19 protein-coding genes are annotated in these 21,417 nt (G+C 65.5%); 11 read left to right on the forward strand and 8 right to left on the reverse strand.

What is annotated here, in order from left to right; genetic code table 11:
* Positions 1-68: 68 nt before the first annotated feature.
* Complete coding sequence (locus ACIQC0_RS05920) at positions 69-1,886, reverse strand: AMP-dependent synthetase/ligase (protein WP_400533326.1); 1,818 nt, start codon at positions 1,884-1,886, stop codon at positions 69-71.
* A 178-nt stretch (positions 1,887-2,064) separates the two neighbouring features.
* Here ACIQC0_RS05920 and ACIQC0_RS05925 point away from each other — a divergent pair, with 178 nt between their 5' ends.
* Positions 2,065-3,138, forward strand: a complete 1,074-nt coding sequence (locus ACIQC0_RS05925; protein WP_400533328.1) for an ROK family glucokinase — start codon at positions 2,065-2,067, stop codon at positions 3,136-3,138.
* A 12-nt stretch (positions 3,139-3,150) separates the two neighbouring features.
* On the opposite strand, the gene ACIQC0_RS05930 is transcribed toward ACIQC0_RS05925, so the two are convergent.
* The 3 genes from ACIQC0_RS05930 to ACIQC0_RS05940 are packed head-to-tail and all read right to left on the reverse strand — an operon-like array spanning position 3,151 to position 5,199.
* The gene (locus ACIQC0_RS05930; RefSeq protein WP_377217020.1) at positions 3,151-3,639 is read right to left on the reverse strand and encodes a hypothetical protein; all 489 of its coding nucleotides are present in this window, start codon (positions 3,637-3,639) and stop codon (positions 3,151-3,153) included.
* Complete coding sequence (locus ACIQC0_RS05935) at positions 3,626-4,414, reverse strand: alpha/beta hydrolase (RefSeq protein ID WP_377217021.1); 789 nt, start codon at positions 4,412-4,414, stop codon at positions 3,626-3,628. Before ACIQC0_RS05935 ends, ACIQC0_RS05930 begins: the two co-directional genes overlap by 14 nt.
* On the reverse strand, positions 4,411-5,199 hold the full coding sequence (locus ACIQC0_RS05940) for an alpha/beta hydrolase (protein ID WP_400533331.1): 789 nt from the start codon (positions 5,197-5,199) through the stop codon (positions 4,411-4,413). The genes ACIQC0_RS05935 and ACIQC0_RS05940 overlap by 4 nt, the downstream gene beginning before the upstream one ends.
* Positions 5,200-5,311: 112 nt before the next feature.
* Between ACIQC0_RS05940 and ACIQC0_RS05945 the strand changes: the two genes are divergently transcribed.
* Together ACIQC0_RS05945 and ACIQC0_RS05950 are read left to right on the forward strand one after the other, a co-directional pair.
* The gene (locus ACIQC0_RS05945) at positions 5,312-6,040 is read left to right on the forward strand and encodes a lysophospholipid acyltransferase family protein (RefSeq protein WP_377217023.1); all 729 of its coding nucleotides are present in this window, start codon (positions 5,312-5,314) and stop codon (positions 6,038-6,040) included.
* Positions 6,041-6,102: 62 nt separating this feature from the next.
* The gene (locus tag ACIQC0_RS05950) at positions 6,103-7,497 is read left to right on the forward strand and encodes a class II 3-deoxy-7-phosphoheptulonate synthase (protein WP_377217024.1); all 1,395 of its coding nucleotides are present in this window, start codon (positions 6,103-6,105) and stop codon (positions 7,495-7,497) included.
* 45 nt (positions 7,498-7,542) lie between these two features.
* On the opposite strand, the gene pknB is transcribed toward ACIQC0_RS05950, so the two are convergent.
* A complete protein-coding gene (gene pknB, locus ACIQC0_RS05955) occupies positions 7,543-9,531 on the reverse strand; it encodes a Stk1 family PASTA domain-containing Ser/Thr kinase (RefSeq protein ID WP_377217025.1) in 1,989 nt (662 codons plus the stop codon).
* 92 nt (positions 9,532-9,623) lie between these two features.
* Positions 9,624-10,994 carry a LysM peptidoglycan-binding domain-containing protein gene (locus ACIQC0_RS05960; protein WP_377217026.1) on the reverse strand — a complete coding sequence of 457 codons (1,371 nt, stop codon included), beginning with the start codon at positions 10,992-10,994 and terminating at the stop codon, positions 9,624-9,626.
* 244 nt (positions 10,995-11,238) lie between these two features.
* Here ACIQC0_RS05960 and ACIQC0_RS05965 point away from each other — a divergent pair, with 244 nt between their 5' ends.
* Complete coding sequence (locus tag ACIQC0_RS05965) at positions 11,239-11,592, forward strand: Rv2175c family DNA-binding protein (RefSeq protein ID WP_400533334.1); 354 nt, start codon at positions 11,239-11,241, stop codon at positions 11,590-11,592.
* Between the two features lie 76 nt (positions 11,593-11,668).
* Here ACIQC0_RS05965 and ACIQC0_RS05970 read toward each other — a convergent pair whose 3' ends face one another.
* The gene (locus ACIQC0_RS05970) at positions 11,669-12,763 is read right to left on the reverse strand and encodes a polyprenyl synthetase family protein (RefSeq protein WP_377217028.1); all 1,095 of its coding nucleotides are present in this window, start codon (positions 12,761-12,763) and stop codon (positions 11,669-11,671) included.
* Positions 12,760-13,281, reverse strand: a complete 522-nt coding sequence (locus tag ACIQC0_RS05975) for a hypothetical protein (RefSeq protein WP_377217029.1) — start codon at positions 13,279-13,281, stop codon at positions 12,760-12,762. Before ACIQC0_RS05975 ends, ACIQC0_RS05970 begins: the two co-directional genes overlap by 4 nt.
* 140 nt (positions 13,282-13,421) lie before the next feature.
* Between ACIQC0_RS05975 and dinB the strand changes: the two genes are divergently transcribed.
* The 7 genes from dinB (at position 13,422) to ACIQC0_RS06010 (ending at position 21,412) form a co-directional block, all read left to right on the forward strand.
* Positions 13,422-14,600, forward strand: a complete 1,179-nt coding sequence (dinB, locus tag ACIQC0_RS05980; RefSeq protein ID WP_377217064.1) for a DNA polymerase IV — start codon at positions 13,422-13,424, stop codon at positions 14,598-14,600.
* Between the two features lie 267 nt (positions 14,601-14,867).
* Positions 14,868-15,242: a DUF3040 domain-containing protein gene (locus ACIQC0_RS05985; RefSeq protein ID WP_377217030.1), complete on the forward strand. Its 375-nt coding sequence runs from the start codon at positions 14,868-14,870 to the stop codon at positions 15,240-15,242.
* 379 nt (positions 15,243-15,621) lie between these two features.
* Complete coding sequence (gene mraZ, locus ACIQC0_RS05990) at positions 15,622-16,050, forward strand: division/cell wall cluster transcriptional repressor MraZ (RefSeq protein ID WP_009358613.1); 429 nt, start codon at positions 15,622-15,624, stop codon at positions 16,048-16,050.
* A 163-nt stretch (positions 16,051-16,213) separates the two neighbouring features.
* Complete coding sequence (gene rsmH / locus ACIQC0_RS05995; RefSeq protein ID WP_377217065.1) at positions 16,214-17,203, forward strand: 16S rRNA (cytosine(1402)-N(4))-methyltransferase RsmH; 990 nt, start codon at positions 16,214-16,216, stop codon at positions 17,201-17,203.
* Positions 17,200-17,853 (forward strand): hypothetical protein, encoded by a 654-nt coding sequence (locus ACIQC0_RS06000; RefSeq protein WP_377217031.1) that lies wholly within the window; start codon positions 17,200-17,202, stop codon positions 17,851-17,853. Before rsmH ends, ACIQC0_RS06000 begins: the two co-directional genes overlap by 4 nt.
* A gap of 42 nt (positions 17,854-17,895) precedes the next feature.
* The gene (locus tag ACIQC0_RS06005) at positions 17,896-19,698 is read left to right on the forward strand and encodes a peptidoglycan D,D-transpeptidase FtsI family protein (RefSeq protein ID WP_400533338.1); all 1,803 of its coding nucleotides are present in this window, start codon (positions 17,896-17,898) and stop codon (positions 19,696-19,698) included.
* A gap of 82 nt (positions 19,699-19,780) precedes the next feature.
* Positions 19,781-21,412 (forward strand): UDP-N-acetylmuramoyl-L-alanyl-D-glutamate--2,6-diaminopimelate ligase, encoded by a 1,632-nt coding sequence (locus ACIQC0_RS06010; RefSeq protein ID WP_377217033.1) that lies wholly within the window; start codon positions 19,781-19,783, stop codon positions 21,410-21,412.
* Positions 21,413-21,417: the final 5 nt, after the last annotated feature.

Genomic DNA, 21,417 nt, shown 5'->3' on the forward strand with positions numbered 1-21,417 from the left:
GAAGCGGGGTCGCTCTCCGCCGAATAACAGTGCGTTATCCGGCGGAGAGCGACCCCGCGTTCCTGTTTCTAGTTGGTGTCAGGGCGCTTGGCGCTGTACATCTCCTCGATGACGCCCTCAAAGTCCTTCATCACTTGTGCTCGCTTGACCTTCATGGACGGGGTGAGGTGGCCAGACGCTTCCGTGAAGTCCGCGGGCACGATCCGGAAGGACTTGATGGCTTCAGCCTGGGACACGGAGGCGTTGGCTGCGGTGATGATGTCCTGGACAGCCGCCTTGACCACCGGGTTCTGGGCCGCCTGCTCCAGCGTCATGTCACCGGGCAGGCTGTGGCGCTGCAGCCAGCCCGGCAGGGCCTCCGGATCCAAGGTGACCAGGGCGCCGATGAACGGGCGGTTATCGCCGACCACCAGTACCTGCGACACCAGGGCGTCGGCCCGGATCTGGTCCTCGAGCAGCGCCGGAATGACGTTTTTGCCGCCGGCCGTCACGATAATTTCCTTCTTGCGGCCGGTGATCCAGACGAACCCGTCGTCATCGAGCCTGCCGATGTCCCCGGTACGGAACCAGCCGTCGTCGAACGTTTCGTCGGTGAGGTCCGGGCGCTTGTAATAGCCGCGCATCACGCTGACGCCCCTGGCGAGGATTTCGCCGTCCCCGGCGATCCGGACGGCGTTGCCGGGCAGCGGCTTGCCGACCGAACCGATCTTGATCCTGGCAGGCGTATTAACCGAGACCGGCGCGGTGGTTTCCGTCAGGCCGTAGCCTTCCAGCACCTGCAGCCCGATGCCCTGGAAGAAGTGGCCCAGGCGTTCGCCGAGCGGACCGCCGCCGGAGACCGCATGCGAGACGTTGCCGCCCATCGCTGCCCGCAGCTTGCCGTAGACCAGCTTGTCGAAGAGGGCGTGCTTGAGTTTCAGGCCCAGTCCCACGTGTCCGTCCTGCCGTGCTTTGGAGAAGGCAATCGCGGTGTCAGCGGCCTTGTGGAAGATGGCGCCCTTGCCGCCGTCCTCGGCCTTGGTCAGCGCTGAGTTGTAGACCTTTTCGAACACGCGGGGCACGGCGAGGATGAAAGTGGGGCTATAGCTCTGCAGGTCGCCCAGGAGGTTCTTGATGTCCGGCGTGTGCGCCACCGTGGTTCCTGCTGCCATGGCCAGTACCGAGATAAAACGTGCGAAGACGTGGGCCAGAGGCAGGAACATGATGGTCTTGGCGCCTTCGTGGACGATGTCCCCGATGATGCCAAGGGCGTTCTCCGACAATTCCACGAAGTTGCCATGGGTCAGTTCGCAGCCCTTGGGCCGGCCGGTGGTTCCGGAGGTGTAGATAATAGTGGCCAGATCCTGCAGGCCTGCGGCCGAGCGGCGGGCCTCGAGCTCCTCATCGGTCACGCCTCGGCCTGCCTCCCGCAGGGAATCCAGGCCGGCCCCCTCCAGTTGCCAGACGTGTCGGAGGTCCGTGAGGCCCTCGTTGGCTACTGCCTGCCGGATGATGTCCTCATGGTGTGCTGCCTCGCCGAAAGCCGCGACGGCTCCGGAGTCGCCAAGGTTCCAGGCGACCTGGGATGGGGACGAGGTTTCATAGATGGGCACGGACACTGCACCGGCGAACCAGATGGAGAAGTCCACGAGCGCCCATTCATACCGGGTGCGCGACATGATGCCCACCCGGTCGCCGGCGCCCACTCCGCTGGCGATCAGGCCTTTGGCCAGGGCGCTGACGTCGGCCAGGAAGTCGGTGGCGGAGATGTCCTGCCAGGCGCCGGCCGGATCGAGCCGCGAGAACAGCGCCGGGTTGCTGGCCTTGCCCGCCTGTCGCAGAACCAGGTCGGTGATGTTGGTTTCCGGGGGAACAACAACCAGGGGCGGAACACTGAATTCGCGCACTATAGCTCCTTTGATATCCGTGGCCCAAGCAGGGGCATGCCTAAAGACTAGTACGGCTCCTGCGGGCTGTGCAGTACCTAAAGTTACTGGCGAGTAACTTAGTCGTCAATCCCCGTCCATTTGACACGATCAACACCAGTCACATCCGGAAGGACCGCCGGTCCTAGAATGGGGCACTATGTACGCTGCGCCTGCCGGTGCGTCCACCGGTCTCCTGAACACCAGCACGCCCTGGCGGAAGCTGCGTGCTTCCCGCCCTCCCCGGCTGCGCAGCGGAGGCTTTCAGGGCCGGCTGCGTCCTGCCCGCCGCGGACTGGCGATCGGGATCGACATCGGCGGTACCAAGGTGGCCGCAGGTGTGGTGGACCCGGACGGCAGGATCCTGAGCGAAGCGCGGCGCAGCACCCCCGGCAGCGATCCGCGGGCGGTGGAAAGGGTGATCGTGGAGCTGGTGGAAGAGCTGGGCCGCGGCCGCCGGATCCGTTCCGTGGGCATAGGCGCGGCTGGCTGGATGGATCTCGACGGCGGCACGGTGCTGTTCAGTCCGCACCTCGCCTGGCGCAACGAGCCCCTCCGCGACAACCTCCAACAGCTGCTGCGCCGCCCGGTTTTTCTTGTCAATGATGCCGATGCCGCGGCATGGGCGGAATGGCGTTTCGGCGCTGGCCGGGGCGAGAGCCGCCTGGTGTGCATCACTCTGGGCACGGGCATCGGCGGCGCCATGGTCATGGACGGGCGCCTCGAGCGTGGGCGTTATGGCGTTGCGGGTGAGTTTGGCCACCAGGTCATCATGCCCGGGGGACACCGCTGCGAGTGCGGCAACCGGGGCTGCTGGGAACAGTACGCCTCGGGAAACGCGCTGGGACGGGAGGCCAGGGTACTGGCTGCGGCCAACTCCCCGGTAGCACAGGATCTCCTGGCCGCAGTGGCAGGTCGGGCCGAGACTATCACCGGAGCCACCGTCACGGAGTTGGCTCTGCGCGGGGACGGCGCATCGCGCGAACTGCTCGACGAAGTGGGCGAATGGCTGGGGCTGGGGCTGGCGAACCTCGCGGCGGCCCTGGATCCGGGACTGTTCGTAATTGGCGGCGGCCTGTGTTCAGCCGGGGACCTCTTGGTGGAACCGGCGCGCAAGGCCTTTGCCAGGAACCTGACCGGGCGCGGGTTCCGGCCGGCGGCGGACATCGAGTTGGCCGCACTGGGACCCAACGCCGGGCTCATCGGGGCGGCGGACCTCTCCCGTATTCGCTGAGGCCTGGTTGGGCTAAACCCGGGCGCCGTCGTCGTCCTCGTCTTTTTCCTGCGGAAGCTGCATGATCAGGTACACCGTGCCCAGGACGAAAGCCGCCACGATGCCAAGGATGGCGGGCAGGGGTGCGGAGCGCCAGAACATGACCGCGAAGAGCAAAGCCACCGGACCGCCCACCGCGGCGAGCCAGGCAAGCATGGTGAGCGGCTCTGTGCCGGCCAGGCTGGGTGGCTCTTCGGGGATGAACCGGCCTTCGTCGTCGTCCACCGCATAGTCACGCGGACCCGGCGCGCCGGGATCCGGCTCAGGCGGGCCTGCGAGTCCGAGGGGGTCGAAGTCGCGGAACGTGGCACGGGGCGTGGCGTCCCCGGCGCGGGACTCTGCCGGGGACGGCGTGCCGGAGTCCTGCCGGCCCCCTTCCAGGCGTGCCACGAGGTCGAGCCAAACGGCGTCCTCGTCCTGGTTGGCGCCCTGGTCCGGCGACTCCGGGTCAGGCCTGTTCATGGCGGGCTTCCTCTCGGGGAGTTTGGGGCTGCAGGCGCCGGATGAAGTCCACCGAGCCTTGGAAGATCTTTTCGGCATCGTGGTCCAGCGTGGCGACGTGGTAGCTGTTTTCCAGCGGCACCAGCTCCAGCGGTGCATGCGTGAGGCCGCGGCGCAGCACCCGGATGCTGGCATCCGAGACCACGTGGTCGCGGGTTGACCGGTACACCTGGACGGGCGCGCCGATCCGGGGGAGCCGCCGGACGGTGTCCTTGAACATCTTGTTCATTTCATGCGCGGCAGCCACGGGAGTCCGGGCGTAGGCAGCCTCATCCATGCCGGGCTTCAGGATGTCATTGGCGATGGCCGGAGTGCTCTTCATAACCAGTTTAAGGATGCCGGCCAGCGGGGCGCGGACATCGTCCACCACCAGTGCCGGGTTCACCAGGATTACTCCGGCTACGGGGCGGGTGGCGGCAACCCGCAGGGCGAGTGCCCCGCCCATGCTCAGGCCTGCGGCAAACACCTGCTCGCATTCGGCATCCAGCTCATGCCAGGCCTGGTCCAAAGCATCATGCCACTGCTGCCAGCGGGTCCGGGACAGGTCCTGCCAGGTGGTGCCGTGCCCGGGCAGCAGCGGCATGCGCACGGCGAAGCCGGCCTCTGCCAGCGCCTCGGCCCAGGCCCGGAGTCCGTGCGGGCTGCCCGTAAAGCCATGGGAGAGGACCACGCCGGTCCGGGGGCCGCGGAGGCCGGCAGGACTGCGGAACGGGCTGTGGTCCGGAACGGACGTCATGGAGTCTCCAGGGCGTTGGTGTGGCGTGCGTAGGCGTGGAAGAACGCGCTTGATCCCGCGAAGACCAGGGGCGCATCAACGTCCAGCGTAGCCACATGACCGCTGCCGGCAAGATCCACCACTTCGGTGATGTGCGCGCCCAGGCGCCGCTGCAGGAGGGCCAGGGAGGTTGGCGGGACCACGGCGTCGGTCCGCGACTTGAAGACCTGGACCGGGGTGTCTATCCGGCCAAGACCCCGGGCGGCCGCGCCGAAAAGCTTCTTGAGCTCATGTACTGCTGCCAGGGGCGTGCGGGAATAGTCGCCATCGTAGGTGGCGGCCGCCGTCGGCTGCTCTTCCTCAATGGGAAGCGTGGTCCGCTGGAAATACTTCAGGACACCGATCACCCGTATGCGGCGGTCGTAGAAGCTCAAAGCGGGGTTTACCACGGATACTCCGGACACCTGGTGCCGAGAGGCGGTCAGGAGCGCCACCGCTCCGCCCATGGAAAGGCCGGCAGTGAAACAGGAGTCGGTCCGGCTCCGAAGGTCCAGGAAGGCGGCTTCGTAACTGCGGTACCAGTCGCGCCATCCGGTCCGTGCCAGCTGCTGCCAGTCCGTGCCATGGCCGGGGAGAAGCGGAACGGACACCGCATACCCCTGGGCGGCCAGGTGCTCCGCCCACGGCAGGACGCTGAGCGGGCTCCCGGTGAAGCCATGGCAGATGGCTATTCCGGTGCGGGCGTTGATACCGTGCCCGGGATAGCTGAAAGCCGCAGGTCGGGGCGGAACGCTGCTTTCGGTCATGCGTCCATCGTGTCACTCTTCCGGACAATTCTCACTAGAGTAGGGTTGCATTGAGCTGCCCCCAGGCCTGAGCAGAAGGCCTTGAAAGCTGCCGTCCGGAGAGGTTCGCCACGTGTTTTATTGGGTCATGAAAAGGATCTTCCTGGGTCCGGTGATCAAGCTGTTGTTCCGCCCTTGGGTGAAGGGCCTGGATAACATTCCGGCCCACGGCGCAGCCATTATCGCCTCGAACCACCTGTCATTCTCCGACTCCATCTTCATGCCGCTAATGGTCCGCCGTCCCGTGGTATTCCTCGCAAAGTCCGAATACTTCACCGGCACCGGCATCAAAGGCCGGCTTACCGCGCTGTTCTTCCGGCTCACCAACCAGCTGCCCATGGACCGCTCCGGCGGCGCGGCGTCCGCGGTTTCGTTGAACGCAGGGATGGAAGTGCTCACCCACGGCGGCCTGCTGGGAATCTACCCGGAAGGTACCCGAAGCCCGGACGGACGGCTCTACCGGGGCAAGGTGGGCGTTGCCAGGCTGGCACTTCAGGCGGGAGTCCCGGTGATTCCGGTGGCGATGATCGGAACGGATAAGGTACAGCCCATCGGAAAGCGCCTGCCCAACATCCGGCGGATCGGCATGATCTTTGGCGAACCGCTGGACTTCAGCCAATACCGGGGCCAGGCGGAGGACCGGTTGGTGCAGCGCCAGGTCACAGACCAGATCATGTTCGAGCTGATGCGCCTTTCCGGGCAGGAGTACGTCGACGAATACGCTGCCGCGGTCAAGCTCCGGCTGGCCGCGGAGTCGGCAGAACGCAAAGAGCCCGGCGCGGCAGCGTCCGGGGGCGTGTGACGCGCAGGGTCCACAGCGTGACAGGACAGTGTCGGGGACCGGAACACGGGCGCTAGTCTTAGATGGTGACTGAGCTATCTGCAAAACCCGCCTTTTCCCTGTCCAGCACCGCCCAGAGCGGAGCGGCCGACTATCCAGGCCTCGACGACTGGCGGAACCTGCCCATCTCCCAGCAGCCCACCTGGCAGGACAAGGCCGTTTTTGACGCCTCCGTGAAGGAACTTTCCGTTCTCCCGCCCCTGGTCTTCGCCGGTGAAGTGGACGTCCTCCGGGAACGGCTCGCGGCCGCCGCGCAGGGCAAGGCCTTCCTGCTCCAGGGCGGTGACTGTGCGGAAACCTTCGAAGCCGCCACCGCTGACAAGATCAGCGCCCGTGTCCGGACCATCCTCCAGATGGCCGTTGTGCTGACGTACGGTGCCGCGATGCCGGTCATCAAGATGGGGCGTATGGCCGGCCAGTTCGCCAAGCCCCGCTCCTCGAACGATGAAACGCGCAACGGTGTCACGCTGCCGGCCTACCGCGGCGACATCGTCAACGGTTACGAGTTCACCCCGGAATCGCGCGGCCACGACGCGGCGCGCATGCTGCGCGCATACCACACGTCCGCTTCCACCCTGAACCTGATCCGTGCCTTCACGCAGGGCGGCTTCGCGGACCTGCGTTCGGTGCACCAGTGGAACAAGGGATTCACGGAAAATCCCGCACACGCCCGTTACGAATCCCTGGCACGGGACATTGATCGTGCCATCAAATTCATGGACTCCTGCGGCGCCGACTTCGAAGCCCTTAAGCGGGTGGAATTCTTTGCCAGCCACGAGGCGCTACTGCTGGACTATGAGCGTGCACTCACCAGGATCGATTCCCGCACCGGGTTCCCGTACGACACCTCGGCACACTTCCTGTGGATCGGGGAGCGCACCCGCGAACTGGACCACGCCCACGTGGACTTCCTCTCGCGCGTCCGGAACCCGATCGGCGTGAAGCTTGGCCCCACCACCACCGGCGACGATGCCCTGCGCCTCATCGACAAGCTGGACCCTGAGCGCGAGCCCGGCCGCCTGACCTTCATCACCCGCATGGGGGCGGGGAACATCCGCGAGAAGCTGCCCGCCGTCGTCGAAAAGGTCACCGCCTCCGGTGCCCAGGTGCTGTGGGTCACCGACCCCATGCACGGCAACACCGTTACCTCTCCGAACGGCTACAAGACCCGCAATTTCGACGACGTCATCGACGAGGTGCGCGGGTTCTTCGAAGTGCACCACGCGCTGGGCACGGTCCCGGGCGGCCTGCATGTCGAAATGACCGGTGACGATGTGGCCGAGTGCCTGGGCGGCGCAGACCCCATCGACCAGGAAGCCTTCCTTGACCGGTACGAATCCGTCTGCGACCCCCGGCTGAACCACATGCAGTCGCTGGAGATGGCCTTCCTCGTGGCAGGCGCACTCGCCCGGCGCTGATCCGCGGATCCCCGCAGTGGCGGTGGTGCGGGCGGAGCGTTCCGCCTACACCACCGTCAGGGTGATGACCGAGCCTTCAGGGACCGAGGTATCCACCGGGTCCTGGTCGCGGACCGTCCCGAAGAAACCGCCCAGGATGTTGTTCACCCGGACCTCGAATCCGAGCGCTTCCAGGGCCTTGCGCGCGTCCGCAGCCTGCTTGCCGATGTAACTGGGGACGTCAACCATCCGGGGGCCCTTGGAAAGTGTCAGGGTAACCGTCCCGCCGCGCGTCAGCGTTCCGTTGGAGGGCGACTGGCTCACCACCGCCCCCTTGGGTACCTTGCGGTCGAAGACCTCCTGGGCGGCAACTTCCGCAGACAGTCCCGCATCCTCGATCGCCTTCACCGCGTCGCTCCGGTCCCGGCCCACCACTGAGGGGACAGGGATGGGCCTCGGTCCCTTGGAGACCACGAGGGCAACGGGAGTACCTCGGCGGACGTCAGTTCCTGCCGCCGGATTTTGGGAAAGGACGACGCCGGCTGCGACGTTCTCGTCGAAGCGTTCGGTGACGGGGCCCATCGCCATTTCAGCGCGCTTCACTGCGGCCCGGGCTTCAGCCAGGGTTTGGCCTGCCAGTTTCGGCAGTGGGAACAGCTGAGGTCCCTTCGAAACAAACAAGGACACCGGCTGCAGCTTACGGACCTCCTGGCCGGCATCGGGGTCGCTGCCCACCACCAGGCCCGCGGGGACGTCGTCGTCGAAAACATCACTCGTGCTGGAACGGAATCCCGCCTGTTCCAACACCTGCTGGGCCTGCGCTACGGTCTTGTTGGCGACGGCAGGAACCGTCGCCGCCGAGCCTGGCCCCATGCCGAAGAACCACCCCGCCCCGGTGGCGAGCAGGGCGAGGAGGACCAGCAGTACCACCCACAGGGCCCCACGCCGCCGCGGGTTACCCTCGCGCAGGCTCCGGGCGGGGGTGGCGGCGGCCCGGGCGCGGGCCTGCTCCTCTTCGCGTGCCGCCTTCTTCAGGGCGCGCTTGCCCGGCGTGGCGGGAACGTGGGCATCCGGGCGCCGGCCGAACGGCATCGCGGCAGTGGGGTTGGCCGCCCGGGAGATGATTTCGGTGGGGGCGCTGCCTGCCGCCGCGGGGGCTGGCGGCGCGTCTCGGTGGTGTGCGGCGGGCGGGTGGAGGTCCAGTTCAGCGTCGCTGAGGTTCGTTCTGATGTGGCGCAGTTCCTGCAGCAGGGCGGTTGCATCGACGGGCCGGTGCTCGGGGTCGTTGGCCGTGCACCATTGCACCAGCTCGTCAACCTCGGCGGCCAAACCGGGGACCACATCCGAGGGTGGCGCCACCGTTCCGTTGACGTGCTGGTACGCCACCTGGATGGGCACTTCGCCTTCGAACGGCTGGCGGCCCGTGAGCATTTCATAGAGCATGATGCCCACGGAGTAGACGTCGCTGCGGGCATCGGCCGGATTGCCCAATACGAGTTCGGGGGAAACATAGGCGACGGTGCCGATCAGAGTGCCGGTGCTCGTGGACGCCGTGACGGCGCGGGCCAGGCCGAAGTCTCCTACCTTGATCCGGCCGTCGTCTGCGATGAGCACGTTTTCGGGTTTAACGTCCCGGTGGATGAATCCGGCCTCGTGCGCAGCAGCGAGTCCCTCCACCACCGGATCAATGAGCGCCAGCGCAAGACGCGGCGGCAGGGCGCCCTTCTCGTTGATGACATCGCGCAGCGTGTGGCCCGGGATGTACTCCATGACCAGGTATGCCGTCCGGCCGTCGATGCCCTGATCCAGGACACCCACCACGTGGGGGTGCGAAAGCCGGGCAGCCGCCTTGGCCTCCCGGGCCAGCCGGTCCAGGAACGAATCGTCCGCGGCCAGTTGGGGATGCAGGACCTTCAGGGCGACATCCCGGTCCAGCCGTCGGTCCGTCGCAAGGTAGACCGTTGACATGCCGCCTCCGGCCACCCGCGAGCGGACAGCGTAGCGGTGGTCCACGAGCGTTCCTACGAAGGGGTCTGCGGCAGGTTCGGTCACCATACGATCCTAATCGGCAATGAAACGGGCCCGGACCGTTACCGGTCCGGACCCGTCGGCGTGTGTCGCAGCCGCCCGCACAGAAGCGGTGGTGGTCAGCTGAAGTTTTTCTGATGCGCCTTGATGGCGGCGACGTATGCCTTCGTGTCCCTGTACATTCCGTATTTGCTGACCGAATACTGCCCCTGGTAGTAGCCGGCGATGGCCAGGTCCTTGGTCTTGCTGGTGGCAAGGAGCTGTCGAATGATGGCAACGCCAGCCGTCACATTGTCCTGCGGGTTGAGCAGGTTCAGCTTCCGGCCCACAAGGTCGGAGGCCCATTCGCCCGAGCTCGGGATCACCTGCATGGTGCCGATGGCGTTGGCAGGCGAGACCGCGCGCTGGTTGAACCCCGACTCCTGGTAGGCGAACGCCAGCGCGAGGGACGGCTCGACGCCCATCCTGCGGGCGGTGTCTGCCACGATGGCCCGCATCTGATCCCTCGTGGGCACCGGAGACGCGTTGAGCAGGGCCTTGTTGGCATTGGCCGAGCTCACGACGGCCGGGGGATAGGTGAACCCGAGGAAAGTACTCGGGACCAGGGGCTTGGTTGCAGCTGCCGGCTGAAGCGGGGATGTGGTTGCGGCACCCGGGATGGCCAGCTTGTTGCCCGGGTAGATAATGGAGCTCATGCTCAGGCGGTTCGCAGAGAGCAGGGCGGAGAGTTTGACCCCGTGCCGCGATGCGATGGCGGAGAGTGTGTCGCCGGCCCTGACCGTGTAGGAGCCGGCGGAGGCTTTAGGCCTTGCTGCTTTCACGGGTGCCGGGGCAGGAGCGGATGCCCGGGCAGGCGCAGCTTTGCCGGTACCGATCTTGATCTTCTGGCCCGGGTAAATGATCGAACGGGCCGACAGGTTGTTCCAGGCGAACACGTCGGTAAGCCTCACGCCATGCCGGGCAGCGATGGCACCCAGGGTATCGCCGGCCCTGACGGTGTACTTGGCCCCGGGCGCTGCGACCGAAGGGCGGGCCGCCGGAGCTGCGGCCGCCTTGCGTGGCGCCGGGGCGGCAGCTGCCTTTCCGGACAACTTGATCTTCTGCCCGGGGTAGATGATCGTACTGGCCTTTAAGCCGTTCAGCCTGAGGATCTCACCTGTGTTCAGCCCGAACCGCCTGGCGACAGCGCTGACGGTGTCTCCGCGGGCGATGGTGTAGCTAGCGGGCGCTGAAGGCCGTGCGGGCTGCAGCGCAGAGGGGATGGCGGCGGACACCGCGGCGGCGGGAATGACCGGCGCAGCTGCCTGTGCTGCCTGTGCCTTCATGGCTGCCGTTAGGGTCGCGGGTACGGCCCGGGTGGGCTTCTCCGCCGCGGCAGGCTCGGCGAGGGCCAGGGAAGACAACACGACTGCCGGCAGCGCCGCCGTGGTTGCGGCGATCATCGGCAGACTCGGCCTGGGGTACTGCTTAGGCGAGTGGGACGTCGTCATGGAAGGAATCCTCTTCTCAACTGCGGAGCGGTCCGGCATCGGGGTGCTTGTCCGATACTAGTGTGACTTAAGTGAATAGTGTTATGACTGTGATCATTGTGAATCTCTCATGAATTTGCAAATAGCACAAGAATTCCCGCATTGACGGCAATAGGAATTGTGCGGAGTGTCCATCAAACGGCGGCACCGTCCTCCAGACACCGTCGACTAGGCGGCAGGCCGGGCGGCGTGGCAACCTTGGTCAGTGAGCAATGTTGAGAACCTTGTGGGCGAATGGCTGCCCCTGCCCGATGTCGCCCGGCTGCTGGATGTTTCCATTACCCGGGTGCATAGCCTGATCGACGAAAGAGCGCTGGCCGCCGTCCGCGTGGGCGAACGCAAAATCCGGTGCGTCCCGGCGGAATTCATCCAGGACGGCCACGTGGTCGACAGCCTTAAAGGCACCATTATTGTCCTTGCCGATGCGGGCTATTCTGACGAGGACCTGATTGTTTGGTTGTTCACGGAGGATCCATCCCTGCGGGGACGGCCCATCGACGCCCTTCGTGAAGGGCGGAAGACTGAGATCCGCCGCAGGGCGCAGACTTTGGCCTGGTAAGGCCATAAATGCAGAGGAGCGGAAAGGCCGGAACCCGAAAGAGGCCTGGCCATTCCGCTCTTTGTGCCTGCCGCCGTCAGGCGGCCCGGCTGACTGCTGCCTCCGCGAGCCGGTGCAGGGCCGTCTTCGGAAGATCCTCCAGCGGCAACGCTTCCAAAGCGTCGAAGGCGCGTGCGCCGAATTCGGAGATGAGTACCTCCGTGGCCTGAAGCGCTCCTGAATCCTCGATGATCCGCCGAATTTCGACGATGTCCCCGGCCGATAGGTCCGGACTGCCCAGCCTGGCATCGATGAAGGCGGACTCCGCGGGTGACGCATGGTCCAGGGCAAGTGCCACGAGAACCGTGCGCTTTCCTTCACGGAGGTCATCGCCGGCCGGCTTGCCGGTGGTCATCGGATCGCCGAAAACGCCCAGGACGTCATCCCGCAGCTGGAACGCCTCGCCCAGCGGCAGCGCGAAGGCCGAATAACCCCGCAGCAGGTCGTCAGGCGCCCCTGCGAGTGCCCCGCCCAAGGCAAGTGGATGCTCAGTGGAATACTTGGCGCTCTTGAACCTGATGATGGAATGCGCCCGGTCCACGGCGCCGGCGCGGTCGCGTACCGGACCGGCCACTTCCTCAAGGATGTCCAGGTACTGCCCTGCCATCACTTCGGCACGCATCAGATTGAAAATGAGGCGGGCGGGGCCGCCGGCAGCAGCCCGCTCGCCGATGTCGGTAAACGCTTCCTCGCTGAAGGACAGGCAGAGGTCTCCGGCCAGGATGGCGGCGGCATGGCCGAAACGTTCGCTGTCGAGTGCCCACCCCTGCGCCTCATGGAGTTGCGTGAACCGGCGGTGGACACTGGGCCCGCCGCGGCGCGTGTCAGACCGGTCGATGATGTCATCGTGGATGAGCGCTGCAGCCTGGAACAGCTCCAGCGCGGCTCCGGCGGTGATCACTTCCGGGGCGCCGGATTCCCCGCCTGCACCGCGCCAGCCCCAGTAGCACATGAGGGCCCGGAGGCGTTTCCCGCCGGTTACGAGGTTGGCAATGGACCCCATGATCGGTTCGATGTCGGGCGAGATGGACGCCATGACGGCCTGCCTCTGGGCGAGGAACCCGTTCAGCTCCCCGGCGACGGCCGCGACGAAGCCGGCCTGTTCATTCCTTAACTGCTCCGCCGCCGTCACTTGGCAGACTTCGCTGCCACGTTGGCGCCTATGGTGAATGTGGCCACGCCACCGGACGTGACGACGGAGACATTGACTGTTTCGCTGTCCCCCCGTACGAAGTCCTTGGACGCAACGCTTCCGACGGCGTCTCCGGGAACAGCCTTGAACCCCTGTCCGGTGAGGGACTTGGTGTAGAAGGCCAGGACCGCGGCCGGTGTGGCGTTGGTAGTGGCGACCAGGGCGGCCGTCGCCGGCGAGGTGGTCTTGTCGAAGCTGCTGGAAACCACCGTGGCGCCCGGCATCAGGGGCAACAGCTTTTGCGGAAACCCCGGCACAAGACCGCCCACGGTGGCGGTCGTCCCCGGTGAAGCAGACGGGCTAGGGCCGGCCGGGGCCGCGGAAGCGGTGGCGGCTGCCGGCGACGTGGATTCCGGCGAGGCGGAAGGGGCAGGGTTGCTGCATGCCGCCAGGGCGACGACAGCCGCCGCTGCGAGGGCCGCCAGGCCAGCCTGCCTGGGATTTCCAAAGACCGTCACAGGGACATTCCTCCTGGGGTTGATGCCGGATTCAGCCTCCAGTTTAGTCAGTAGCTGCCGATAGGATTGCAGCCGTGGGGCCAGAAGGAATAAACCAGCCGGTGCCGGCACGGCCATCCCGCCGCCGGCCCAAGTGCATCATGCACGTGGACATGGACGCCTTTTTCGTCTCCGTGGAGCTCCGCACCCGCCCCGAGCTCCGGGGTAGGCCGGTCATTGTCGGCTTTCCTGCGGACCGCTCGGTCGTGCTTTCTGCGTCGTATGAGGCCAGGGCATTCGGGGTCAAATCGGCCATGCCCATGGCCGTCGCCTACAGGCTCTGCCCGCAGGCGGTGGTTATCGAACCGCGCCACTCCCTCTATTACGACGTCTCCCGGCAGCTCATGAAGATTTTCGAATCAGTAACCGAATTGGTCGAACCGCTGAGCGTGGACGAGGCCTTCCTTGATGTCAGCGGAGCTCTTCGCCGGCTGGGGCCGCCGCAGGCGATAGGGGAGTTGATCCGGCGGCGCGTGGCTTCGGAACTGGATATCACGGCATCCGTGGGGATCGCAGAAAGTAAATTCGTGGCCAAGATCGCTTCCACCCGCTGCAAGCCGGACGGCCTGCTGATGATCACGCCGGACGAAACGGTGCCCTATCTCCACAGCCTCCCCGTCGGGGCGCTATGGGGTGTCGGGGCCAGGACAGGCGAAGTGCTCGCCCGGATGGGTATCCGCACGGTGGCTGATGTTGCTGCTACTCCGGTGTCCACCCTTAGGAAAATCCTGGGCGCTGCCGGCGAGCATGTACATAACCTGTCCTGGGGCATCGATCCCCGGGCAGTGACTCCCGTCCGGACGGAGAAAAGCATTGGAGCGGAGGAAACCTTTTCGGTGGACACTGCCGATGACGCCCTCCTGCATCGCGAATTGCTCCGGTTGTCGCACCGGACCGCCGGCCGCCTTCGTGCGGCGGGGATGGTGGCCCGGACGATTGCCCTGAAGCTGCGGTTCGCAGACTTTTCCACCATCACCCGCAGCAGGACCGTCCAGACCCCCGTCGACAGCGCGCAGTTGATCTATGCTGTGGCCGTGCAGCTCCTTGGCTCAGTGGGGGAGCGGAGCCAGACCGTGCGGTTGGTGGGAGTCCGGGCGGAACAGCTCGAGGAGTCGGCCACCACGTCGCTGCAGCTGAGTTTCGACCGACGCGACGAAAACTGGCGGGCGGCGGAGAAGGCGCTTGACCAGGTGACACGGAAATTCGGCAGCAAATCGGTACTTCCTGCACGGCTGATGGAGCCGGGCCGCGGCGGCGACGGCAGCCCGGCAGGTGGCTGAATTCCGGGTCGCCGGCGGCTATTGCCAAAGCCATTGGCGTCTTTCAGAACGGCCCGCGACAAACTATCCTTAGAGGTACATAGTTTATGAGCGAATGGACTTACTGCCGGACCCTCTTGGACATGCTCCCGCTCCCGCGGCTGCGTGCCTGGTTTCCGTTTTTGCCAGAACCGGCACTGCGGGAACCTCTTAGGTATCACAGCCGTTAATGGTGCAGAAGTCGTGGCTGGGACCAGCCCGGACGTTGGCCTACCAAAGGAGGTCGTGATGCCGCTGTCGGAGCACGAACAGAAGCTGTTGGAGCAGCTGGAAAAGCAGCTTCACGAGGACGACCCGAAGTTTGCGAATTCGATGGGTTCCGACCCAGGGCGCTCGTGGTCCACCAGGCATGTAGTGATTGGCGTCCTGTGCGCCCTGGCCGGCGTGTTCCTGCTCCTGGTTGGGGTGACGTTCCAAAACATATTCGTAGGCGTCCTGGGCTTTATCGTCATGGGCGGCGGCGTGTATTTTGCCACAATGCGAAGCAGTGCGGCCGCGGCCAAGTCCGGAAAATCCCGAAAAGGAAAGCCCGGTAAACAGCGTGGATCGTTTATGAGCAATCTTGAAGAGCGGTGGGACGAACGCCGCCGCGGAGAACCCTAAACCTGTTCTTCCTCCACTCCGCTCCCCGAAGCAGCTTCGGGGAGCAGGGCAACACTGAAGGACCCGCTTCGGCGGGTCTTTTTTTTTGCGCCCGGTGCGGCTGCTCCTCGGGGCCCGGGTTTGCCCCTGGGCCTACAAGGTGTGGCTTCGCTATTCCGGGCTGCCGGTGTACCCAGCCGCCCGGCCTTCGGGCTTTTCCCTCCACTTTCCACCACCGGCGAAAAACCGCGCAATTCTGCGCCCGACTTTGGTGAAAATCACCATCCCGAAGGCGCGTTTGCGTTGACTGTGGTGGAAAGTGGAGTAATGTGGAGGACATAAGAGGGTGGTTGCAACACAGGGGATGTGCAGTTCCTGACAGCAGACGGGCGGTGGGCCAGTGTTTCTGGGGACCCACTCGCCGCGTCTGGATGAAAAGGGGCGGATCATCCTCCCCGCGAAGTTCCGGGAGGAACTTGCCAGCGGGCTGGTGCTCACGAGGGGCCAGGAACGTTGCATCTACGTCTTCAGCGAGAAGGAATTTGCGCGGGTCCACGAGCAAATGCGGGAGGCACCAATCTCCTCCAAACAGGCACGTGACTACATCCGCGTCTTTCTCTCTGGAGCCTCGGACGAGGTACCTGACAAGCAGGGGCGCGTGACCATACCACCGGCGCTCCGGGAGTATGCAGGTCTCGGCAGGGAGCTGGCCGTCATTGGCGCAGGTTCCCGGGCGGAGATCTGGGACGCCCAGGCTTGGAACGAGTATCTGGCGGAGAAGGAAACAGCCTTCTCCGAGACGGACGATCCCATCCCCGGCATTCTCTGAATGGCGGACGGGACAGCGGCAGTTTCTTGGATGAGATCTCCAGCCGGCCCACCGGCCGGCCAACCTGGCTCACTTCCCCGGAGCCAGGCGGGCCCGGTAGGCGCGGATGGGGATCTGGTCCAAGAACAGGACAGGCACCAGCAACGGCGGAAAGGACCACGGCATGGAGGAGCGCAAGCCCACGTCTGAACGCCATGTGCCGGTCCTCCGTGACCGGTGCATCAATTTGTTGGCGCCCGGATTTGAGGCGGCGAGGCGCCGGGGCGAAACTCCGATTGCCATCGACGCCACCTTGGGTATGGGTGGCCATTCGGAGGCCATGCTGCAGCGGTTCCCGGACCTGCACCTGATCGGTATCGACCGGGACGAAGAAGCGTTGGCCCTGGCCGGGGAACGGCTTGCTCCATTCGCCGCCCGTACCGACCTGGTTCACGCCGTCTACGAAGAAATCCCCGATGTCCTCGAAGACCTGGGAGTCTCCGAGGTGCACGGCATCCTGATGGACCTGGGTGTTTCTTCCCTCCAGCTGGACGAAAGGGCACGCGGCTTCGCCTACTCCTTCGACGCTCCGCTGGACATGCGGATGGACACCAGCCGCGGCCAGACCGCAGCAGACGTTGTCAACGGCTATACCGAAGAAGAGCTGGTCCGGATCATCCGGAAATGGGGCGAGGAGAAGTTCGCCGGCCGCATCGCCAACCGGATCGTCACTGCCCGGGCCACCAAGCCATTCACCACCACAGGTGAACTGGTGGAGCAAATCCGTGCAGTGGTCCCGGCCGGTGCCGCCAAGTCCGGTGGCCATCCGGCCAAACGGACTTTCCAGGCCCTTCGCATCGAAGTCAACGAGGAGCTCGACGTGCTGGAGCGTGCCGTTCCGGCGGCCGTGGACGCCATTGGGCTGGGTGGGCGGATCGTCGTCATGTCATACCACTCCCTCGAAGACAAGATCGTGAAGGGCGTTTTCCAGGCCCGCTCCAAGTCATCCGCGCCGCTCGGGTTCCCCGTGGAGCTTGAAGAACACAAGCCGGAATTGAAGACCCTCACTAAAGGCACCGAGGTGCCAACCGCCGTCGAAATTGCCGAAAACCCCCGCGCTGCGTCAGCCAGGCTGCGCGCTGTGGAACGAATCAGAGCCAGGAGAGCCGAATGAGCACAGCAGCCGCCAAGACGTTTCCGGTCGTCCCGGGCACCTCGGCCACTGACGTCAACGTTCCCGCCGGCGCGCCGGGAGCGGCAAGGAAGGCGCGCACCCCGCTGTCTGTGGTCCGCACTGCCCCCAGGAAGCGCCGCGCTCCCTTCGTTGTCCTGTGTTTCGCCATGCTGGCTGTGGCTCTGGTGACCGTGCTGGTCCTGAACATCTCGGTGTCAACGGCCCAGTACGAACTCGTCACCCTTAAAGCGCGGCAGAGTACCCTTACCAAGCAAAACCAGGACCTGACGCAGCAGGTGCAGAATTTCGAAGCGCCGCAGAACCTGGCCGCCAAGGCCACGGAACTTGGCATGGTTGCCTCAACCGTTAAAGGCCAGATTGACCTGTCCAACCTCTCCGTGACAGGCAAGGCGGTCCCGGCTGTCGAAGGCGGGGCAGTTGGCTCGGTTATTCCCGCACCGGCCGTCCCCGGCCAGCTGATCGTGGTGCCGCCGGCAACCAAGGGCGAACCCCTGGCAGGACGGAAAGCCGCGAAAGCCACTACCGCAGCGCCGGCCAGGAAAAAGGTTGCCGCCGCGCCGAAAAAGCCGGCGGTGGAGCTCCACGGTGGATCTGTTCCCGTTCCGGAGCAGAGGACCCCGGAGCAGTAGTACGGACTGAAGCAGGACAACCGAGCAGCAAGGAATATCACGGTGGCGCAGAAGACCGGCAAGCCGCGGAACGCGAAAGAACCTGACGCCACCAAACGGCTCCGCTTGGGCCTCGGCATCATGCTCACCCTGCTGCTGGTGGTGGGCGGCAAGCTCTTCCTCGTCCAGGGCCTCGACGTCGGCGGCATGGCTGAGGCGGCGCTCAACAAACGCATGATGCAGACGGCCCTGCCGGCTGAGCGGGGCAGTATCCTGGACAGCCGCGGAACGGTGCTGGCCAACAGCGTGATCCGGTACAACGTGGTGGTGGACCAGCGCGTCAATACCAAGACGGACACCTTCAAGCGGCTTGAGACCGTGGACGGGCAGGACCAACTGGTGGACGTCAGCCGCGACCAGGGACATGCCGATCTGGCGAACGTGTTAGGCATGGACCGGGAAACCATCCGGGATGCGCTCACCGGGGAGCAGCCCTATTACGTGGTGGCCAAGAACGTCAAGCCCGATGTCGAAGACCGGATCGCCAAGCTGCAGATACCCGGCATCGTCACGCAGGGCGTGAGCAAACGCGTCTACCCCAACGGCTCCATCGCCGGGGGCATTATTGGCTTCCTGGAGGACGGCAACACCGGCCAGGCCGGGATCGAGCAGACGCAGGACGGGCTGCTACGGGGCAGGGACGGCGAACGGCGCTTCGAAATCGGGGCGGATGGACTCCGCATTCCGGTAGGCGTGGATGAGCTGACGCCGCCGGAAGACGGCAAGGACGTGAAGCTCACCATCAATTCCGACCTCCAGTATTTCGCCCAGCAGGCCATCCAGAGCCAGTCGGAGAAACTGGGTGCTGAGTGGGGGGTGATTATCGTCATGGACGTTAAGACCGGAAACCTGGTCGCCATGGCGGACACCAATGCGCCGGATCCGAACAACCCCGGACTCGTGGCACCGCAGGACCGGGGGGTGCGGGCCGTAACGGCGGCCTACGAACCGGGATCTGTTGAAAAGGTCATGACCGCAGCGGCACTCATTGAGGAGGGCAAGGCCTCACCGCTGTCCGAGTTCACCCTCCCGCCGTCGTACACGCTTAACGGGCAGACGTTCAACGATTCGTTTACCCACGGCACGGAGAAGCGGACGCTGGCCGGAATCCTGGGGTACTCGATGAACACGGGCACCGTCATGGCCGGCCAACGGCTGAATAAGAAGCAGCGGTATGACTGGCTGAAGAAGTTCGGCATCGGCGACGCGCCCGATATCGGCCTGCCTGCCACGGCAAGCGGGATCCTCACCCCGTACCAACAGTGGGATGGTCGGCAGGAATACACCGTGCTTTTCGGACAGGGCGTTTCCCAGTCCACGCTCCAGACGGTGCGCGCCTTCCAGTCCATCGCCAACGACGGCGTCATGCTCCAGCCCCGCCTGATCGACAGCTATATAGCGCCGGACGGCACCGAAGAGAAGGCCCCAGAGGCCGAAGCCCGCCGGATCGTGTCAGAGAAGACCGCCGAGCAGGTCCAGGACATTCTTGAGAGCGCCGTAACGGAGGGGCAGATCAAGGATGCTGCCATTGACGGTTACCGGGTGGGCGCCAAGACGGGCACCTCGGAATCGCCCTGCGACAACGGAACCGCGGGCTTCTGCGGATACACAGCATCCATCGTGGGCATGGCACCGATGGACGATCCGCGGTTTATTGTTGAGGTTGTACTCCAGCGGCCCAAGGGCAGCATTTACGGAATTACGCAGGGGCCGGTCTTCCGGTCGGTCATGAGCCAGGCGTTGCGTACCTACAACGTCCAGCCGTCCACCGGCCAGCCGGCAAGGCTGCCCCAGTTCGCGAAGTAAACCTGGCCGCAGCAGGCCACGCCAGCCCCGCTGGCACTGCCCGGTTCGCCGGGCACGATTCACTAGCACCATCGGAGACCCCTTGTCTGAGATCGATTTGCCCGACAACACTGCAGCCGCGGACGCCGGCACGGTCCGGTTCCGCCCGTCGGTGGTTGAACCGTTCCGGCTTGAGGCCATTGCGGAATCCCTGGGAATCCCTGTTCCCGGCGCGTCGGCCGACATTCTGGTCAGCGGCATCTCGCTGAACTCCCGCACCGTGGAGCCCGGTGATCTCTACGCTGCTCTTCCGGGGGCCTCCCGCCACGGGGCGGACTTCGTGGCGGACGCCGTCGAGTCCGGCGCCGTTGCGGTGCTGACCGATGAAGTTGGAGCCCGCATGCTGGCTTTGTCTTCGGACATCCCCGTCCCGGTGCTGATTACGGGCAACCCGCGCAACGCGGTGGGAGCGCTGGCAGCGATGATCTACCGGAGCCAGCCTGCGCCGGGAAGCGGGCTGCGGCTGTTCGGAGTGACTGGAACCAACGGCAAGACTACGACTACCTACTTCCTGACCTCGCTCCTGCGTGCGCTGGGAAACCGTACGGGCCTGATCGGCACCATTGAAATCCTCGCCGGTGGCGATCCCGTTCCGAGCCTCCTTACCACGCCGGAATCGCCGGACGTCCACGGGCTCCTGGCGCTCATGGGGGAGCGGGGCCTGAATGCAGCAGCGATGGAGGTTTCGTCCCACGCGATCGAGTTCCAGCGGGTGGACGGCGTGGTGTTTGACGTGGCGGGCTTTACCAACCTCACCCAGGACCACCTGGACCTCCACGGCACCATGGAGGATTACTTCGCCACCAAAGCGCAGCTCTTCACGCAGGCGCGCGCACGCCGCGCGGTGGTGACGGTCGACGACGAATGGGGCCTGCGGCTTGCCGGTTCTGCGACGGTGCCGGTCACCACGCTGGCAACGGCCCCTGGGCCCGCGGCGGACTGGACCGTGACGGCAACCGCCCTGGACGGTATGGGAACCCGGTTCACCCTCGCCGGGCCCAAAGGCGCGATGCTCTCTGTGCGCACGGGCCTGCCGGGAGCCTTTAATGTGGCCAACGCCGCTCTGGCTGCCGTAATGGTCATTGCTTCGGGCGTGGACCCGGCATCCCTCCAGGAAGCCCTGGACCGGGCGGACCCCTTTGCCGTGGCCGTGCCGGGCCGGATGGAGCTGATCTGTCGGGAACCCGCTGCAGTGGTTGATTTTGCCCACAACACGGACGCGCTGGCCCGCGCCCTGGAAGCTGTCCGGCCGGCAGCGGAAAGCGCACGCACCATCCTTGTTTTCGGGGCCACCGGACAGCGGGACCAGGGCAAGCGTCCCGCCATGGGAGCCACGGCCGTCCGCCTCGCTGATACCGTGATCGTCACTGACGACGACCCGCACGACGAGGACGCCGCCGCCATCAGGGCCGATGTCCTGGGCGGGGCGAGGGAAGCTATGGAAGCGGAAACCCTTGCGGTGGAGCTACTGGAAGTCTTTCCGCGCGATGAGGCGATCCGCAGGGCCGCAGCATTGGCCCGGCCCCAGGACACCATCCTCGTGGCCGGCCGAGGACATGAGGTGTGGCAGGAGGTCAAGGGCGTGAACATCGCCCTTGACGACAGGGTGGAACTGCGCAGTGCCTTGACAGCCCGGGGATTCAACGTTCTCCCGGACGAGCGGATAGAGTCCTAGACCGA

The sequence above is a fragment of the Pseudarthrobacter sp. NPDC092419 genome, from assembly GCF_044755045.1.
Taxonomy (GTDB): Bacteria; Actinomycetota; Actinomycetes; order Actinomycetales; family Micrococcaceae; genus Arthrobacter.

Coding starts and splice junctions, on each gene's coding strand:
- ACIQC0_RS05925 (WP_400533328.1), top strand. CDS start 2,065: ATGTACGCTGCGCCTGCCGGTGCGTCCACCGGTCTCCTGAACACCAGC.
- ACIQC0_RS05950 (WP_377217024.1), top strand. CDS start 6,103: ATGGTGACTGAGCTATCTGCAAAACCCGCCTTTTCCCTGTCCAGCACC.
- rsmH (WP_377217065.1), top strand. CDS start 16,214: ATGGAGGAGCGCAAGCCCACGTCTGAACGCCATGTGCCGGTCCTCCGT.
- dinB (WP_377217064.1), top strand. CDS start 13,422: ATGCACGTGGACATGGACGCCTTTTTCGTCTCCGTGGAGCTCCGCACC.
- ACIQC0_RS06000 (WP_377217031.1), top strand. CDS start 17,200: ATGAGCACAGCAGCCGCCAAGACGTTTCCGGTCGTCCCGGGCACCTCG.
- ACIQC0_RS05935 (WP_377217021.1), bottom strand. CDS start 4,414: ATGACGTCCGTTCCGGACCACAGCCCGTTCCGCAGTCCTGCCGGCCTC.
- ACIQC0_RS05960 (WP_377217026.1), bottom strand. CDS start 10,994: ATGACGACGTCCCACTCGCCTAAGCAGTACCCCAGGCCGAGTCTGCCG.
- pknB (WP_377217025.1), bottom strand. CDS start 9,531: ATGGTGACCGAACCTGCCGCAGACCCCTTCGTAGGAACGCTCGTGGAC.
- ACIQC0_RS05940 (WP_400533331.1), bottom strand. CDS start 5,199: ATGACCGAAAGCAGCGTTCCGCCCCGACCTGCGGCTTTCAGCTATCCC.
- ACIQC0_RS05930 (WP_377217020.1), bottom strand. CDS start 3,639: ATGAACAGGCCTGACCCGGAGTCGCCGGACCAGGGCGCCAACCAGGAC.
- ACIQC0_RS05985 (WP_377217030.1), top strand. CDS start 14,868: ATGCCGCTGTCGGAGCACGAACAGAAGCTGTTGGAGCAGCTGGAAAAG.